This is a genomic window from Mycobacterium fragae, from assembly GCF_002102185.1.
In the GTDB taxonomy this organism is placed as follows: Bacteria; Actinomycetota; Actinomycetes; order Mycobacteriales; family Mycobacteriaceae; genus Mycobacterium; species Mycobacterium fragae.
The window spans coordinates 147,731-163,291 of the sequence record NZ_LQOW01000028.1; the positions used below are offsets into that span (position 1 = coordinate 147,731).

Below are 15,561 nucleotides of genomic sequence, written 5' to 3' on the forward strand. Positions count from 1 at the left end.
CTCACGCGATGGCGACACCAACGCTTCCCGTTTAGTGCGCGACCGTGGCGAACTCGCGCATCAACGCACACAGCCGCCAGGAACCTGGTACGCCCTTGAGTTCGTGTTCACCGCGATCGGCGAACCGATGTCGCGAGCCGGTGACGATGTCGCGCACCGTCGACGAGACCAGCACTTCGCTGGGTCCTGCCAGCGCGGCGACCCGCGCACCGATGTGCACGGCCATCCCGGCGACGTCTTCTTTTCGTGCGCCGCGCACTTCGACCTCGCCCGCGTGAATACCGACGCGCACTTCGATGCCGAGGACCCGCACGGCGTCGACGATGGCGTCCGCGCAGGCGATCGCGGCGCTCGGGCTGGTGAACGTGGCGACGAATCCGTCTCCGGCGGTGTTGACTTCGTGACCGCTGAAGCGATCGAGCTCGTGGCGGATGATGGCGTCGTGGTTGTCGAGTAGGTCGCGCCACCGGTCGTCGCCCAGCAGCGCGGCGCGCTCGGTCGAGCCGACTATGTCGGTGAACACGATCGTGGTGAGTACCCGCTCGGCGCCGTAGCCCCGCACACCGGTGACGAACTCCTCGATCTCGTCGAGCATCGGCGCGGTGTCGCCGACCCAGTACAAGACGTCGTCGCCGGGTAGCTCGACGAAGCGCGATCCGGCGATGTGCTCGGCAAGGTAACGACCGTTTGCGACTGGGCTGAAGTCGGTGTTGTCGCGGTGCAGGATCAGCGTCGGCACCGTGATGCGTGCGAGCACGTCGCGGACATCGATCTGCCGGATGATCTGGATCATGGCGCGCGCCATGCTGGGTGAGGCGGCACGGTTGCCGGCCATGTCCCACCAGGCCCGGAACGCGTCGTCGCCGGCGACGCTGGGAGCGATGATGCTGAGGATGTCGAAACCCTTGTCGACCGCGTCCGGCTCGATCGCCACCGTGGTGTACGGATCGGTGGCGTCGATGTCGGCGCCCATCGGGTAGTCGGGGGCCCGCAGTGTGCGGGCCGCGCCGTTGATGGTCACCAGGCTGCGGACCCGCTCGGGGTAGTCGGCCGCGAGAATCAGTCCGGTCGCTCCGGTGAAGCCGGGGGCCAAGATCGTCGCCTGCTCGCTTCCGACCGCATTCATGACCGAGATGGCGTCTTTTGCCCAGAACTTCGGGCCGACCACGTCCAGCGACGGAACACGGGACGACAGGCCAATCCCGCGCTGGTCGAGGCGGATCACCCGAGCGAAGGACGCCAGCCTCCGGTGAAAGCGGTACATCGACGGCTCGGCATCAATAGTGTCGATCGGGATGGACGGTCCCGGCAGCACGAGCAGGTCGGTCGGTCCCTCGCCAAAGACCTGGTAGGCGATGTCGACATCGCCGCAACTGGCGTAGCGAGTCCGCGGAACCTGCGCCACGGATCCAGGCTAGTGCAGGGCCAGCTATGCAGGAATTTGGTACGTGACGGGAGGAGACGCCATGCAGATGACCCGCAACACGATTCTGGTGACCGGCGGCGGCACCGGGATCGGCCGTGGCTTGGCGGAATCGCTGTACCGGCTGGGCAATCGGGTCGTCATCGCGGGCCGCCGCCGGGAACCGCTTAAAGAGGTCGCCGCGGCCAACCCCGGCATCGAGCATTTGTCACTGGATCAGAGCGACCCCGCCGACATTCGGCGGTTCGCCATCGAGCTGACCGACCACCATCCGGACGTCAACGTCCTGATCAACAACGCCGGCATCCAGCGGGTCGAGGACCTCACGACCGCCGGCGCCGGCACCGCGGAGCAGACCGTCGCGATCAATCTGCTGGGGCCGATCCGGCTGACGGCGGCATTGCTGCCCGCCCTGCTCGGCAAGCCACACCCGGCGATCATCAACGTCACGTCCGGGCTGGCATTCATGCCCATCGCGCTGACACCGACCTATTGCGCCACCAAGGCGGCGATGCACTCCTACACCCAATCGCTGCGCTTTCAGCTGCGTGACACTTCTGTCCAGGTGATCGAAATCGTGCCGCCGATGGTTCAGACGGCGCTGCAGGGCGAGCGCGGGTTCGACCCGAGGGCGATGCCGCTGGATGAGTACATCGCCGAGACCATGTCGCTGTTGCAGACGCAGCCGGATGCCGACGAGATCGTCGTGGAGCGGGTCAAGCAGTTCCGGTTCGCCGAGCGCGACGGCGTTTACGACGACCTCTACCACGCCGTCAACCAGGCCGTCGCGGCGGCGATGGGGCGGTGAGCAAGAGCTTCTGCTGAAAGCCACGCAGCTGCAGACACTTTCGTGTCAAAGCGGCGCTGTGCCGGGATAGGGCAGCAGCGCCATCTCGCGAGCGTTCTTGATCGCCGTCGCGACCTGGCGTTGCTGTTGAACGGTCAGGCCCGTGACCTGGCGGGAGCGAATTTTGCCGCGTTCGGAGATGAACATCCGCAACTTTGCGGCGTCTTTGTAGTCGATAACGGTCAGCCCGAGGCTGCTGAGCAGGTTCTTCTTTGCATGCTTCGTCTCGGGCGTGCCGGCTCGACGGGTGCGCTTCGACTTGCCGGCCATCACCAGCTGGCTTTGCGTATACCGGGAAGTTGGCCGTCATGAGCTAGCGCACGCACCCGAAGCCGGGACAGGCCGAACTTGCGCAGATGTCCGCGGGGCCGACCATCGACTGCATCGCGGTTTCGCACCCGCACCGCACTGGCGTCGCGCGGTTGGCGGGCAAGCGCGCGTTGCGCGGCCAGGCGCTGCTCAAAGGCGCTGGCCGGTGAGTGAATAACCAGCTTGAGCTCGGCCCGCCGCTCGGCGTAGCGCGCGACGATCGCGCGACGTTGGTCGTTCTTGACGATTTTGGATTTCTTGGCCATTCAGCGTTCTTCTCGGAACTCGACGTGCCGGCGGATCACCGGGTCGTATTTTTTGAGCGTGAGTCGGTCGGGATCGTTGCGCCGGTTCTTGCGGGTGACGTACGTATAACCGGTGCCCGCCGTGGAGCGCAGCTTGACGATAGGGCGGATGTCGTTGCCGGCCATCAGACGCGCTGACCCGATCGGCGTAGCCGGGCGACCACGGCTTCGATGCCGTCGCGGTCGATGACCTTGATCCCTTTGACGCTGACTCGCAACTTGATACGGCGATCCTCAGTGGGCAGATAGTACGTCTTGGTCTGAATGTTGGGCGACCAGCGTCGCCGGGTGCGGCGGTGCGAGTGCGACACCGCGTTACCAAAACCGACCGTGCGGCCGGTGACCTGGCAGCGCGCGGACATGGCTCTCCCTTCCCTCGTGCGTTGCTTATTGAAAACCGTTTTCGACAAGCTCCGCTTCGGACTGTACCGTGATTCCACGACTTAATGAAAATCATTTTCATCTAGGAGGGCGATGCGGACTCCTGTAGTTCTCGTGGCAGGCCAGGGCGACACCGACGCGGTGGCCGGCGCCCTACTGCGTCGGCCAGGCACGCTGGTTGTGGAGCACCGGTTCGACGGCCACGTGGTGCGGCGGACAATCGTCACGCTGCGGCACGGCGAATTGACCACCGCCGACGAAGTTTTGGAGCTGGCACACGGGTGCGTTGCGTGCACAATTCGCAACGACTTGCTGGTCTTGCTCCGTAAACTGCACTGCCGCGACGATGTCGACCGGATCGTCGTGCACTTGGCGCAGTGGCTGGAACCCGAGCCCATTTGCTGGGCGATCAACTACGTCCGTGTCCGCGTCGGCCCCGGTTACTCCGACCGCCCAGCCGCGCGCGATGTGGCGATCACCGCGGTACTGACCTGCGTCGATGCCTGCGACTGGCTGACGCAGGCACTGGGGGATGAGGAACTGCCCGACGGACGCACGGTCGCCCAGGTGGTGGTGGGTCAGGCTGAGTTCGCCGACGTTGTCGTGCTGAACCACCCGGAGCCGCTGACGCTCGCCGTCTTGCGCCGCCTCGCGCCCCGAGCGCGAATCACTGCGGGCCTCGACCGGGTCGAGCTGGCCCTGGCGCACCTGGACAACGACTCCCGGCGCGGCCGCAGTGATCATCCGCACAGTCCGCTGCTGGCCGGCTCGCCTCCGCTGGCAGCCGACGGAGCGGTCGGGATTCTCGAGTTCAGCGCACGCCGCCCATTTCATCCCGAACGCTTGCATGCCGCAGTCGATCTGCTGCTGGACGGGGTGATTCGCACGCGTGGTCGGCTGTGGTTGGCCAACCGGGCCGACCAAGTCATGTGGCTCGAATCGGCGGGCGGCGGACTACGGGTCGCGTCGGCCGGAAAATGGTTGGCGGCGATGACCGCCAGCGAGGTGGCATATGTCGACCCGGAACGGCGCGCGTTCGCCGATTTGATGTGGGATCACCGATTCGGTGATCGCCACACCTCGATGACGGTTCTGGTATGCGGCGCCGGCCCAGCGGAGATTATCGATGCCTTGAATGGCGCGCTCCTCACCGACGACGAAATGGCCTGCCCGCAGCGCTGGAACCGCTACGACGACCCGTTCGGTGACTGGCATGAAGACCCCTGCTACGAGATACCTGACATAGCAGGGGAATTCTCAGCACAACGCAACAGTGATGGAGAAGGTCGATGAAACCCGGCATCCATCCCGACTACCATCCGGTGGTATTTCAAGACGCCACCACCGGCGCGCTATTCCTCACCCGCTCCACTATCACCAGTTCACGCACGATCGAATGGCCAACCACCACGGGCGTGCAGACCTACCCCTTGGTGGTGGTCGAGGTGTCCTCGGACTCGCACCCGTTTTGGACCGGCACACGTCGCACGCTCGATACTGCCGGCCGCGTTGAACGGTTCTATCGGCGATACGGCCAGCGGTCGTCGTAACTCTGGAATGGCCACGGCTACAGCGTCAGTCGCGGATGACGCCCTTGTTGCGCATCAGGAAATCGGCGAGGAAGCCGCCGTGCGGCATTTCGGCTGCGGTGTGGTAGGTCGGCTTGGCGCCGCAGTACACGTTGGCGATGGTCGGCTCGGCCAGCAGATCGTCGATCAGGTCCGCGTCCGCCGTGATCGCGCTGATCACCAGCGAATGCCGCAACGGATCAACGCCGTCGGCGCGGGACCACGGCGAGACCCATACGCACGGAAACGGCAGCTCGACGTTGAGCTTGGCGGGGTCCGGGGTGGCCAGCAGGTGCACGGCCGGGCGCAGCGCCGCGCAGCCCTCGCTCAATGCGGCCAGCACCTGGTCGGCGCCCAGCACCGCGGTGGTCCCCGCCGCTTTGACGGCAAGGTGATCCACCAAAGCCTTTGCGGCGTCAATGGTTTGGGTGGGCAGCATAGCTCGCTCGTCCTCGGTCGGCAGCGGCGCGATCCGTGACAACCGCTCGGCGATCGCATGTGTCAGCGGGGCCGGGTCGCCCTCGTAGAGCACGGCGGTGGCGTTGACGCACGCCGTGCCGCCCAGGTTGGCCACCGAGTCGGCGATGACGTCGACGTGGTCACGCCAATCCTGCTCGGCGGTGATCAGAATCTTCGCCCGGCCCGGTCCGTTGACGAACACCGTCGGATCCTTGGCGTACTTGTCGACGACGTCCTGACTTCCGTAGACCATGGCCAGGTCGGCCGCCCGGATCATCTCGTCGGCTCCGCGGTGATCGGTGGGTAAATACACCGCGTCTTCGCGGCGAAATCCCGCCTGCCACAAGGCCTGAACCAGGCGGTGCGCGGTCAGCGGCTCACGGCGCGACGGGCGGACCGCCACCCGGTAGCCGAGCGCCAGCGCCTGGGGCCACAGCGCGTGCGCCCCCGGTCCGTTTCCGGAGGCGAGAACGGCGAACACCTCGCCTCGCCGCGTCCACACCGGAGTGCCTGCGCGGGTGCGCTCGTCGCGCCAATCCAGGGCCGCACCCGCCGGCCGAGCCGCCCGCACCGCGTCGAATGCCGACCCGATGGCCTCGGCGACACCGCGGGCCCCGGTGCGGATCACGGCGATCGGGACGCCGGAAATGCCGCTGGCGCGCCGGATGTACGCCTCGAAGTCCAGGCCGCCGATCACAGCCGTGGTGAAAGCCTCGGCGGCGCCGGCGAGCGTGGCCTCACGTCGCGGCCACGGCAATGGTCGGGCGCTGCGTTGAGCGCTGATGGTGCGCGAGACATACAACGGCGGTGCGATGCTGAGCGTCCCAACCTGCATGCCGGCGGTGGTGTTGACCGGCTCGCCATTGCGGGTCCGATACGCGCCGTCGGGACCGAGCGCGTCGATGTACATCCCTGTACTCAATAGACGCCTTCGATGACGGGCTCGCCGTCAAAGATGTTGACGGGGCGCACTTCGCTGAGCGAGTCGCCGATTTGGCCGTCCGGGCCGGGCATACGGATCGCGCTGTCGCGTTCCAAGTTGTTCGGTATGAACATGCCCTTGCTGATGTGGTGCATCAGCACTTGGCCGCGCTGCCCGTAGGGCACCTCGTCACCGGTGTCGGGATTCACCACCGAGAACACGACGTAGGGCGTGCGCGGATCGAAAACGAACGGGCCGCCGTCGGGATCCGCGCGGGTGACGGCTTGGGAAAGAATCATGGTGCTGCCGAACACCATGGTGATCGCCGTGTCCGGGAAGATGCCGCGCAGCAGATCCAATGTGTCGATGTCCACGTGGGCGCCACTGAGCAGCACGTAGCGGATGTTTTCGGTTACCAGGTTCGCTATTTCGTCATTGCGGGCAATCGCCTCCAACAACGGGGGAGTGGTATGCAGGTTCGCGACGTCTTGGGTCCGCAGAACCCATACGGCCTGCTCGACGAGGTGGTCGAGGTAAGCCGACACCTCCGACGTGGCGTTGCGGGCGGCGAGTTTCTTCACCCAGCGGGGATCCAGGTCGATTGGGTAGCAGATCGAGCCGAGCCGTTCGGAGACCACACGGTCGAAGTAGCCCACGCCGTGCGGGCCGCTGGGCATCAAGCACAGGAAACCGCCACCCTGCACAAAGCCGCCCGCCTGGAAATCCTCGGTTTGCCAGCGCACCACCTGCTCAACCCAATCCGGCAGTTGCACAGTGCGTTTGGGGGCGCCCGTGGTGCCACCCGATTCGAATATCTGCGGAACCGGAGGCGGTGACCCGTAGCCGCGCGGAATCAGATCCTCGACCGGCACGGTTCGCAATTGATTCAGCACGTTGGGGAATAACCGCAAATCGCCGAATGTGTTGACATCGGTCACCGGGTCGAAGTTCAGCGCGTCGGCCGCTCGCAACCAGAACGGGCTGCCGGTGCTTTCCCCGAAGTGCCAGGCGATCGCGGCGCGCAAATACGCCTCCGGATCATCGACCGGTGCCGATCGCGGCACATCCAGCAACGAAAAGTCGATTTCCGCCATGCCACCGATCATGTCCAACGCGGAGCAGACGAGCAATCCGCGAGCAGCCAAACCACTTCTCGTAAAAGCCTTTTCGCGTTCCGTTAACCGCCTGGAGCAGAGCAGTTCCCCGCAGCGACACCTCGCGGCCCGCAAAATGCACAGCCGGCATTCAGCGTGTTCACAGGACTGGCGGGTGAACGGTTGGTAAACTGACGGTTAACTATCGGCGCGACTAGGCGGGAGGTGACCCATGCCGAGCTTGCCCCCGATCGGTCTGGATAGCTCAGTCGACCCCGCAGACCGGGTCAGCGCGATCGACTTCATCAACCGGGTCAACTACCTCTTTGACGCCTGGGACATCGACGCGATGGTCGAGGCTTTCCTACCCGACGCGGTGACGTATCACACCCACGGCGTCAATCGTGGCTGGGCGGAGACGCGCCGCTTCTTCCAAGAGGCCTACCCCTACATCGTCCCCGGCGTCAGCCGCATCGCGACCAACCCGATCGTCGACGCCGACGGCGACGGGGTGATCGTGCGTTACCACAATCTTCTGATCCGCTACGCGGTCGGCGCGTCGTCCAACATCGTGTCGGGCGAGGTGCTCGACAGGCCTGGTGACCTGCCTGCGATCTGGGTTTACTCCGCAATGGCTGACCGGCTGCGCCGGGCCGGTAGCGGATGGCGGATCTTCGAACGCCACGTCGGGACGACCACCATGAACGACCAGCTGCGTCCCGCCACGTCAGACCCCAGCTACATCGACCCGTACCGGCGCCGGGTGACCCCGCGCCCGCACCGGCCGGTGGTCCCGCTGGCACGTTGATCTAGGTCCTACCGCTCCGGGGATGCCACGCGCTCTGCGCTGGCGGGGCCGTCGTACAGTGAACATTCCAGTGAATGTCCCGATGAATATTTCAGCCAAGGCTGTCAACCTTTTGGCCAACCCGGCCGGCATCTCCGATCCGGACAAGTTGCGTCGCACCGTCTCCGGCAAGACCGTCCTGGTGACCGGGGCGTCCTACGGAGTCGGCGAGGCGACCGCCCGCAAGCTCGCCGGGGCGCAAGCGAAGGTGCTCGTGGTCGCCCGCTCGGCGGATCGCCTCGGGGACTTGGTGGCATCGATCGAGGCCGGCGGTGGCACTGCGATGGCATACCCCGCGGACCTGACCGATGAGGCCGCGGTGACCGCGCTGGCGAAAAGGATCGGCGACGAGCACGGCGCGCTCGACATCGTGGTCAGCAATGCCGGTAAGTCACTGCGCCGCTCGCTGCACCACCAGTACGACCGGCCGCATGACTTTCAGCGCACGATCGGCATCAACTACCTGGGCCCCATCCAGCTGCTGCTGGGTGTGCTGCCGGCGATGCGCGAGCAGGGCCACGGGCACATCATCAACGTCTCGAGCGTGGGCGTGCGCGTCCCGCCCGGCCCGCAGTGGGGCGCCTATCAAGCATCCAAGGGCGCCTTCGACCGCTGGCTGCGCAGCGTCGCACCGGAATTGCACGCCGACGGCGTCGACGTCACCTCGGTGTACTTTGCGTTGGTGCGCACCAGGATGATCGAGCCCACGCCGATGCTGCGCCGACTTCCGGGCCTGGATCCCGATCAGGCCGCCGACGTCATCGCGAAGGCGGTCATCGAGCGGCCGCGCACCATCGCACCGCCCTGGGTAGGGCCGGTCGAGCTGGCGTCGGTGCTGCTGGCCGGACCCGCGGATCGAGCCGCCCGGTTGTGGTACCGGCGATTCTTCAACCGTTCCGGCGAGGACGGGCGATGACCGAGAACGTGGCCGTCACCGCGGCCCGTGCGCTGCTGCGTTCGCGACTGGTCAGCCCGCCCGGCCCGGTTGGGCTGGTCCGGCTGCTGAACGAGGCGCGTCGAGGTGGCACGAACCCCTACACCCTGCTGGCGGTCACCGCGGCGCGGTGGCCGAACCGGACCGCGGTGATCGACGACGACGGCGCCGTCAGCTATCGCGAGGTGCAGTCGGAGACCGAGGCGCTTGCGCAGGAGCTGTACCGACGCGGCGTTGAGCCAGGGCAGGCGGTCGGGGTGTTGTGCCGCAATGGCCGCCGCTTCGTCGAGGCGGTGTTCGCGGTGGCCCTGGTCGGCGCCGACGTCGTGCTCGTCAACACCGAATTCCGCACCGATGCGCTGGCGGCCGCGTTGAGCGGGCACGACATCCAAACCGTCGTCTGTGACGCCGAATTCATCGAGCGGGTGCAGGCCGCCGACGATTCGCTCACCGCCGTCGACCCGGCAACAGTCAAGCCGCGCGAGTCCGATTCGCGACCCAAAGTGGCGCGGGCCGGCCGGATCGTTCTGCTTACCTCCGGCACGACGGGAAAACCCAAGGGTGTGCCGCGTCCACCCCGGATCAGCCCCGGAGTGCTCGGCGTCGGCGTGACGATCCTCGAGCGCACCGGGCTGCGCACCGGTACCCGAATGGCGGTGGCAGTACCCATGTTTCACGGCTTGGGTCTCGGCATCGTGATACTCACCGTGGGCCTTGGCGGGACGATACTGACCCATCGGCGCTTTGACGCCGAGGCGACGCTCGCACAGGCGTCGCTGCATCGCGCGGACGCGCTCACCGCGGTGCCGGTGATGCTGGCTCGCATCCTGGAACTGCCGCAGGCCGTGCGGGCCCGAAACCCGGTGCGCTCGCTGCGGGTGGTGCTCTCGAGCGGCGCCCGGCTCGAGCCCAGCCTGGTGCTGCGGTTCATGGACACCTACGGCGACATCCTCTACAACGGCTACGGTTCCACCGAGGTCGGCATCGGCGCGCTGGCGACACCAGCGGACCTGCGAGAAAACGCCGAAACGGTCGGCAGGCCGTCGCTCGGCTGCCCGGTGCGCATCTTCGACGAAGACGACAATCCCGTCGGACCGCACGTCACCGGACGTGTCTTCGTCGGCGGCGAGCTGACGTTCGAGGGCTACACCGGCGGCGCCACCAAAGCCGTCATCGACGGCATGACCAGCACCGGTGATATGGGCTATTTCGACGAGTCCGGCAGGCTGTTCATCGTCGGTCGCGAAGACGACATGATCGTGTCGGGCGGTGAGAACGTATATCCGCGTGCGGTGGAAAACGCGCTCGCCGAACACCCCGACATCACCGACACCGCGGTTGTCGGCGTCCCCGACGAGCAGTTCGGCCAGCGGCTGGCCGCGTTCGTCGTCGCGCGAGCGGATAGCGACATCGACGAAGAGGCCGTGCGGGAGTACTTGAAAAGCAAGGTTTCCCGGTTTGAACAGCCGAGGGACATAAGCATCGTCGACAGCATCCCACGCAACCCCGCCGGCAAGGTATCGCGAAAAGAGCTACCGACGCCCTTTACGCATTGACTCTGCGGTGAGGGCGCGGCCTACTCGAACTTTTACGCCCTAGGCGCAGACTCACTCCTGATCGGCCGGCGCCATCCCGACTGTTTTGGCCAACCAGTTCGGCGCCAGCACCGAGAGACCAGTAGCCGCCGCAGTGGAGCCGACCACGCCGGCCCAGGCGACCGGCCCCAGCGGCGTGCAGCCGAAGAAGTGGCTGACGCCGGGGGTCTGGACGATGGCCACCAAAACCACCGAGCTGCCCAGCGCCGTCGCCACGACCAGCGGGCTGTGCCGCCGAGTCAGCAGTGTCTGCGCCAGCTGCGTCGTCACCAAAGCGGTCAACCCCATTGTCGCGGTGCGTCTTTCGGTGCCCGGTGTCCATCGCCCGATGGCCCATGCTGAGGTCGCGCCGGCAGCGGTGACGACGCCGCGAGTGATGATGTGCCGCATCAGCGGCACGTCCAGCGACGGGGTCGGCTCGGTCAGCACCGCCTGCTGGTAGGCCCGCCGCGCCGCTTCGGACTCGGCGTCGGTTTCATGCTCGTCCTCGTCGGGTTCGGCATGTTGGGAGGTGACGGCAACCGCGAGCGCCGGGAACATGTCGGTGAGCAGGTTCACCAACAACAACTGTCGGGTCCCGACCGGCGCCCGCCCGGCGCCGAACGCGGTCCCGATGATCGTGAACAGCACTTCGCCGATGTTGCCGCCGACCAGGATGGTCACCGCATCCCGCACACCGGCCCACATCCCGCGGCCCTCGACCAACGCGTCGAGAAGCACGCACAGGTCGTCGTCCGTCAGCACGATGTCGGCGGCACCGCGGGCGGCCGAGGAACCACGGCCGCTCACCCCGATGCCGACGTCGGCCATCCGGATCGCGGCGGCGTCGTTGGCGCCGTCGCCGACCATCGCCGTCACTTGCCCGCAGCGCTGCAGCGCCCCGACGATCTGCACCTTCTGTTCCGGACTGACCCGGGCGAAGACCTGCACGTCGGCGGCGAGTTTGGCGCAGGCCTCCTCGTCGAGCCCGGCGAGCTCGGCGCCGGTGACCACCCGCACATCCGTGGGCAGGCCGAGCTGACGCGCGATCGCTCGGGCGGTCACCGGATGGTCGCCGGTGATCAGCACGACCTTGCGCTCGGCGTCCAGCAGCGCCTCGATCAACGGACGCGCCGACGGTCGCGCGGTGTCCGCCAGGCCGACGTAGCCGATCAGCTCGAGGTCGTGCGCGGCCGCGTCGACGGCATCGGCGTCGGTGTCATCGTCATCGGCGGTGTCGTGCTCCCATGGCCGTTGCGCCACCGCCAGCACCCGCAAGCCTTGCTCGGCGAGGCTGTGCACCAACGACTCCGCATGATCGAGGTCGGCGTCCGGATCGGCGAACCGGCAGCGCGGCAACACGACCTCCGGGGCGCCCTTGAGCATCAGGATCGGCCCCTTGGCAGAACCGGTGTCGCCGTTCAGGGTGCCAATCGCGGCCGCGAAGCCGCGACTGGACTCGAACGGGACCTCGGCGATCACCGTCCACTCCGAATCACCTTGGCCGTCGAGCGAATTGGCCGCGGTGAGGATGGCCTCGTCGGTGGCGTGCGCATGGCCTTGCCCGTTGTGCGGCTGGGTGGATGCCCGCGCGGCGATCCGCAGCACCTTCGCGGCTTGAGGGTCGGCGGTGTCGGGGAACGGCCCGCGCGGGCTGGCGGTGGCCGGCACGGCGCGCACCACCCGCAGCCGGTTCTCCGTGAGCGTGCCGGTCTTGTCGAAACACACGGTGTCGACTCGGCCCAGCGCCTCGACGGTGCGCGGTGCGCGGACGAGCACTCCGCGCGCCGACAGTCGCCGCGCGGCCGCGAGCTGGGCGAGGGTGGCCACCAACGGCAGGCCCTCGGGCACGGCGGCGACCGCAATCGCGACGCCGTCGGCGACCGCCTGACGCAGCGAGGCGCGGCGCAGCAACGCCAACCCCGTGACGGCGGCGCCACCGGCGAGGGTGAGCGGAAGCACCTTGCTGGTCAGCTCTCGCAGCCGGGCCTGCACACCGGCCGCCGACTCGACATCGGCGACCGCCGAAATCGCGCGGTGGGCAGCGGTTCCGACGCCGGTGGCCACGACGATCGCCCGAGCATGTCCGGCCACGATCGTGCTGCCCTCGAACAGCATGCTGGCCCGCTCGGTGTCGGCGGCGGCGACGGGCTCGACCTGCTTGTCGACCGGCAGCGATTCCCCGGTGAGCAAGGACTCGTCGACCTCGAGGTCCTCGGCCACCAGCAGCCGCGCGTCGGCCGGCACCACATCCGGCGCGGCCAAGTCGATGACGTCGCCGGGACGCAGCGAGGTCGCGGTCACCGTGGCGGTGCGTGCGGTGTGCCGGGCGGCCTCCAGCCGGCGGCGGGTGGTGGCGACCGCTGGCACGACGACGCGGCGCGCGAATTGGTCTTGTTCGGCGAACAACTCGGCGGCGGCCGCGTCGGCGCGCAGCCGTTGTACGCCGCCGGTGACCGCGTTGGCGGTCATCACGCCGGCGACCAGCAGGGCATCGATGTTGCTGCCGACGATCGCCGAGGCCGCCGCTCCGACAGCCAGGATCGGGGTCAACGGGTCGGCGAGCTCGGCGCGGGTCGCGGCGGCCAGGCGGGCGACTCGGCGGGCCGGTTCCCGCAGTGGCGCCACCAGTGGGCTGTAGGACAGGTCTTCGAGGAATCGCCGCCACGGCGCCATGCCGGGCTCGACGGCCAGCGGCCGCGCGCCGCCGGCCAGCCGCGAGTAGACGATCTCGGGATCCAGTGCGTGCCAGGCGGTCAACGGTTGCGGAGTGGGATCGGGTAGCCGCAGCACCTTGGCCGCCGAGAAAGCACCGGACACCAAAGCGGTCGCGGCGGCGGCGTTGACAGGATTGAGCCAGCGCCGCACGGCAAGTGGGTTGGTCGGGCGGGGCTCGCCGGTGACAAGCAGCAGCCCGCCGAGCGTGGAGCCGCCCTGGGCGAGGCGCACCGACGATTCGCTGGCCCGACGCGCTGCGGGCAACGCTGAGAGGATACGGACGGCTGCGGCCAGGTCGGTGCCGGTGATGATGTCCGCGGTCCACGGTGTGGCCGCCTGGGGGTCGTCGAGGGCCACTCCGACATCGGCGACGGCCAGCGCGGCCAACGTGTCGGTCGATGCGAAGTCCCGGTGCAGTGCGGTGATCAGCAGCACCGGGCCGCGATCCGCCCGCAGTTCGCGAACCAACTTCAGCAGCGGCGTGCCGGGGGGGTGGCTTGCGGCGACGCTGGCGGCCAGATCCTGGGTGCCGGCGACGTGTCGCAGCACGACGCGGGCGCCGGTGCGGTGAGCGGTCTGCATCAGCGCGACCGCGAACGGGTCCACCTCCCAGCCCACCTCGACGCGGCCCACGCATTCGCCGTCGACGATGAGGTCGGCGCGTTCCAGACCCTGCGCCGGCGTGGCCGACGGGCCCTGCGCCGGAACCCATCGCAGCCGCGCCCCGGTGGCGGGCAGCTCGTCGGGGTCGGGCTCCGGCGGCTGCTCGGCGTGCAGCAGCGCGTCGGCGACCTCGTAGACGCGGTCTTCATCCCAGCCGGGCGCATCTCCGTGCGCCTTCAACACCGCCCGGGCGTCGCCGCGCAGCGCCGCGCCGTCGATGACGATCACCTGCACCCGGTCCAACCGGCGCAGCGCGCCCGGATCGAGAACCAGTTGCCCGGCATTGGCGAGGCCGCGGCCGAGTACCGCGGCGAACGTCTGCCGGCCTAGATGCGCGGCCTTCGGCACCCCAGCGAGCACAGCGCCCGCTGCGTCCTCGACGCCGCCGCCACCCAGCAGCGCGGCCGCCGCGGCAGCCAGCGAAGCGTTCGCCGCCTGATTGGCGTACTCCTCCACCGGCCCGGCCATCGATCCCTTCGCGGTGTCGATGGCGGAGTCGATGGCTCCGTCGACCACGACGTGCGACGCCTCGCCCGCTGCCGCCGCCGCCCAGTTGTGCCGCGGCGCGTGTGAACCGGGACCCGCGGACGAGATGACCGGGACCACCGGTGCCTGGGGGCGGCTGGGCGACGCCAGCTCAGGCTCCCGGCCGCGCCACCGGTCACGATGCGCCGCCGCCTCCGAAATTTGAAGAGTTCGTTGAGCGAGGTCGAGCAGCGGCGTGCCCACGGCTTGGGTCAATCCGTTCGCGGCCGCCGTTGAGGCGGCGAGGGCGATGTCGGTGCCGACTCGACCGAGCCGGGACTCCAGAAACGACACCACCCGCGGTTGGTTACTCATCAGAGCCGCCGCGGCCCGGGTGGTTCGGGGGGCGGCGGGCAGTCGGGTGACCCAGCCCGTCACGGCGGCGCCGATCGCCACCAGATCCATGGCCGCGGCGGTCAGCGGGACGAGGATCGCGAGCGGGTTACCCGGATCGGCGAACGGCGCAGTGCGCGGCGCCGATTCCGATGCTGCGGTGGTCAGATCGGCGGCAATGGAAACAACCGATTCCCGCACCTCGTCCAAGACTCTCTCGCTGTCGGTGTCATCGAGGTGGTCGTCGAGCTGGATCACCAGCCGGCCCAATGCACCCTCGACATGGGCCGCGGCCACTCCGGGAATCCGGCGAACCGGCTCTTCCACTACCGCCGCGTGCTCGTGCCAGCGGGGGAATGGCAGCAACGGATCCAGGTCCAGATGTGCCCGCCGCCCGCTCTGCCAGCGCACCGGAGGCTCGACCCTGTCCGGAGCACTAGTGTGCGGATCACTCGTCCCAAGCACTCGGCCGGTGGATTCACTCACCGTCCGCACCACCGGGCTGGCCAGCATCTGGACAGCGCCGGCGGCCGTTGCCACGCCTTGCACCCCGGCTTGCAGCGCCTGTATTGCTCCACCGGTCATCCCACCGACAACGGTGGCGACACCCGGAACCTTCATCGCGTCACCCTTCGAGGACGTTCTAGACCCCTACCGCG

At 68.1% G+C, this 15,561-nt stretch carries 14 protein-coding genes; 6 read left to right on the top strand and 8 right to left on the bottom strand.

What is annotated here, in order from left to right:
* Positions 1-31 precede the first annotated feature (31 nt).
* Positions 32-1,405, bottom strand: coding sequence for an adenylate/guanylate cyclase domain-containing protein (locus AWC06_RS17480; protein ID WP_085199267.1), 1,374 nt, complete (start codon positions 1,403-1,405; stop codon positions 32-34).
* A 61-nt stretch (positions 1,406-1,466) separates the two neighbouring features.
* Between AWC06_RS17480 and AWC06_RS17485 the strand changes: the two genes are divergently transcribed.
* Positions 1,467-2,231 (top strand): SDR family oxidoreductase, encoded by a 765-nt coding sequence (locus AWC06_RS17485; protein WP_085199268.1) that lies wholly within the window; start codon positions 1,467-1,469, stop codon positions 2,229-2,231.
* Between the two features lie 45 nt (positions 2,232-2,276).
* On the opposite strand, the gene rpsR is transcribed toward AWC06_RS17485, so the two are convergent.
* The 4 genes from rpsR to rpmB are packed head-to-tail and all read right to left on the bottom strand — an operon-like array spanning position 2,277 to position 3,246.
* On the bottom strand, positions 2,277-2,540 hold the full coding sequence (rpsR, locus tag AWC06_RS17490) for a 30S ribosomal protein S18 (RefSeq protein ID WP_085199269.1): 264 nt from the start codon (positions 2,538-2,540) through the stop codon (positions 2,277-2,279).
* Positions 2,540-2,845: a 30S ribosomal protein S14 gene (gene rpsN, locus AWC06_RS17495; RefSeq protein WP_085199270.1), complete on the bottom strand. Its 306-nt coding sequence runs from the start codon at positions 2,843-2,845 to the stop codon at positions 2,540-2,542. Before rpsN ends, rpsR begins: the two co-directional genes overlap by 1 nt.
* On the bottom strand, positions 2,846-3,010 hold the full coding sequence (gene rpmG / locus AWC06_RS17500; protein ID WP_085199271.1) for a 50S ribosomal protein L33: 165 nt from the start codon (positions 3,008-3,010) through the stop codon (positions 2,846-2,848). It abuts the gene before it with no gap.
* A complete protein-coding gene (gene rpmB / locus AWC06_RS17505) occupies positions 3,010-3,246 on the bottom strand; it encodes a 50S ribosomal protein L28 (RefSeq protein ID WP_085199272.1) in 237 nt (78 codons plus the stop codon). Before rpmB ends, rpmG begins: the two co-directional genes overlap by 1 nt.
* A 112-nt stretch (positions 3,247-3,358) precedes the next feature.
* Between rpmB and mrf the strand changes: the two genes are divergently transcribed.
* Positions 3,359-4,558, top strand: a complete 1,200-nt coding sequence (mrf, locus tag AWC06_RS17510; RefSeq protein ID WP_085199273.1) for a ribosome hibernation factor-recruiting GTPase MRF — start codon at positions 3,359-3,361, stop codon at positions 4,556-4,558.
* A complete protein-coding gene (locus AWC06_RS17515; RefSeq protein ID WP_085199274.1) occupies positions 4,555-4,815 on the top strand; it encodes a type B 50S ribosomal protein L31 in 261 nt (86 codons plus the stop codon). Before mrf ends, AWC06_RS17515 begins: the two co-directional genes overlap by 4 nt.
* Positions 4,816-4,840: 25 nt before the next feature.
* Here AWC06_RS17515 and AWC06_RS17520 read toward each other — a convergent pair whose 3' ends face one another.
* Both AWC06_RS17520 and AWC06_RS17525 read right to left on the bottom strand, forming a co-directional pair.
* Positions 4,841-6,202 (bottom strand): aldehyde dehydrogenase family protein, encoded by a 1,362-nt coding sequence (locus AWC06_RS17520; RefSeq protein ID WP_085199275.1) that lies wholly within the window; start codon positions 6,200-6,202, stop codon positions 4,841-4,843.
* Positions 6,203-6,210: 8 nt separating this feature from the next.
* A complete protein-coding gene (locus AWC06_RS17525; RefSeq protein ID WP_085199435.1) occupies positions 6,211-7,308 on the bottom strand; it encodes an acyl-CoA synthetase family protein in 1,098 nt (365 codons plus the stop codon).
* A 232-nt stretch (positions 7,309-7,540) separates the two neighbouring features.
* On the opposite strand from AWC06_RS17525, the gene AWC06_RS17530 reads away from it, so the two are divergent.
* The 3 genes from AWC06_RS17530 (at position 7,541) to AWC06_RS17540 (ending at position 10,645) form a co-directional block, all read left to right on the top strand.
* Positions 7,541-8,116, top strand: coding sequence for a nuclear transport factor 2 family protein (locus AWC06_RS17530; RefSeq protein ID WP_085199276.1), 576 nt, complete (start codon positions 7,541-7,543; stop codon positions 8,114-8,116).
* A gap of 82 nt (positions 8,117-8,198) precedes the next feature.
* Positions 8,199-9,071, top strand: coding sequence for an SDR family NAD(P)-dependent oxidoreductase (locus tag AWC06_RS17535; protein ID WP_085199277.1), 873 nt, complete (start codon positions 8,199-8,201; stop codon positions 9,069-9,071).
* Positions 9,068-10,645: an AMP-binding protein gene (locus AWC06_RS17540; protein WP_085199278.1), complete on the top strand. Its 1,578-nt coding sequence runs from the start codon at positions 9,068-9,070 to the stop codon at positions 10,643-10,645. Before AWC06_RS17535 ends, AWC06_RS17540 begins: the two co-directional genes overlap by 4 nt.
* A 51-nt stretch (positions 10,646-10,696) precedes the next feature.
* Here AWC06_RS17540 and AWC06_RS17545 read toward each other — a convergent pair whose 3' ends face one another.
* Positions 10,697-15,523 carry a cation-translocating P-type ATPase gene (locus tag AWC06_RS17545; RefSeq protein ID WP_085199279.1) on the bottom strand — a complete coding sequence of 1,609 codons (4,827 nt, stop codon included), beginning with the start codon at positions 15,521-15,523 and terminating at the stop codon, positions 10,697-10,699.
* Between the last annotated feature and the right edge of the window lie 38 nt (positions 15,524-15,561).

Coding starts and splice junctions, on each gene's coding strand:
- AWC06_RS17520 (WP_085199275.1), bottom strand. CDS start 6,202: ATGTACATCGACGCGCTCGGTCCCGACGGCGCGTATCGGACCCGCAAT.
- AWC06_RS17545 (WP_085199279.1), bottom strand. CDS start 15,523: ATGAAGGTTCCGGGTGTCGCCACCGTTGTCGGTGGGATGACCGGTGGA.
- AWC06_RS17530 (WP_085199276.1), top strand. CDS start 7,541: ATGCCGAGCTTGCCCCCGATCGGTCTGGATAGCTCAGTCGACCCCGCA.
- AWC06_RS17540 (WP_085199278.1), top strand. CDS start 9,068: ATGACCGAGAACGTGGCCGTCACCGCGGCCCGTGCGCTGCTGCGTTCG.
- rpsN (WP_085199270.1), bottom strand. CDS start 2,845: ATGGCCAAGAAATCCAAAATCGTCAAGAACGACCAACGTCGCGCGATC.
- rpsR (WP_085199269.1), bottom strand. CDS start 2,540: ATGGCCGGCAAGTCGAAGCGCACCCGTCGAGCCGGCACGCCCGAGACG.
- AWC06_RS17535 (WP_085199277.1), top strand. CDS start 8,199: ATGAATATTTCAGCCAAGGCTGTCAACCTTTTGGCCAACCCGGCCGGC.
- rpmG (WP_085199271.1), bottom strand. CDS start 3,010: ATGGCCGGCAACGACATCCGCCCTATCGTCAAGCTGCGCTCCACGGCG.
- rpmB (WP_085199272.1), bottom strand. CDS start 3,246: ATGTCCGCGCGCTGCCAGGTCACCGGCCGCACGGTCGGTTTTGGTAAC.
- AWC06_RS17525 (WP_085199435.1), bottom strand. CDS start 7,308: ATGGCGGAAATCGACTTTTCGTTGCTGGATGTGCCGCGATCGGCACCG.
- AWC06_RS17485 (WP_085199268.1), top strand. CDS start 1,467: ATGCAGATGACCCGCAACACGATTCTGGTGACCGGCGGCGGCACCGGG.
- mrf (WP_085199273.1), top strand. CDS start 3,359: ATGCGGACTCCTGTAGTTCTCGTGGCAGGCCAGGGCGACACCGACGCG.
- AWC06_RS17515 (WP_085199274.1), top strand. CDS start 4,555: ATGAAACCCGGCATCCATCCCGACTACCATCCGGTGGTATTTCAAGAC.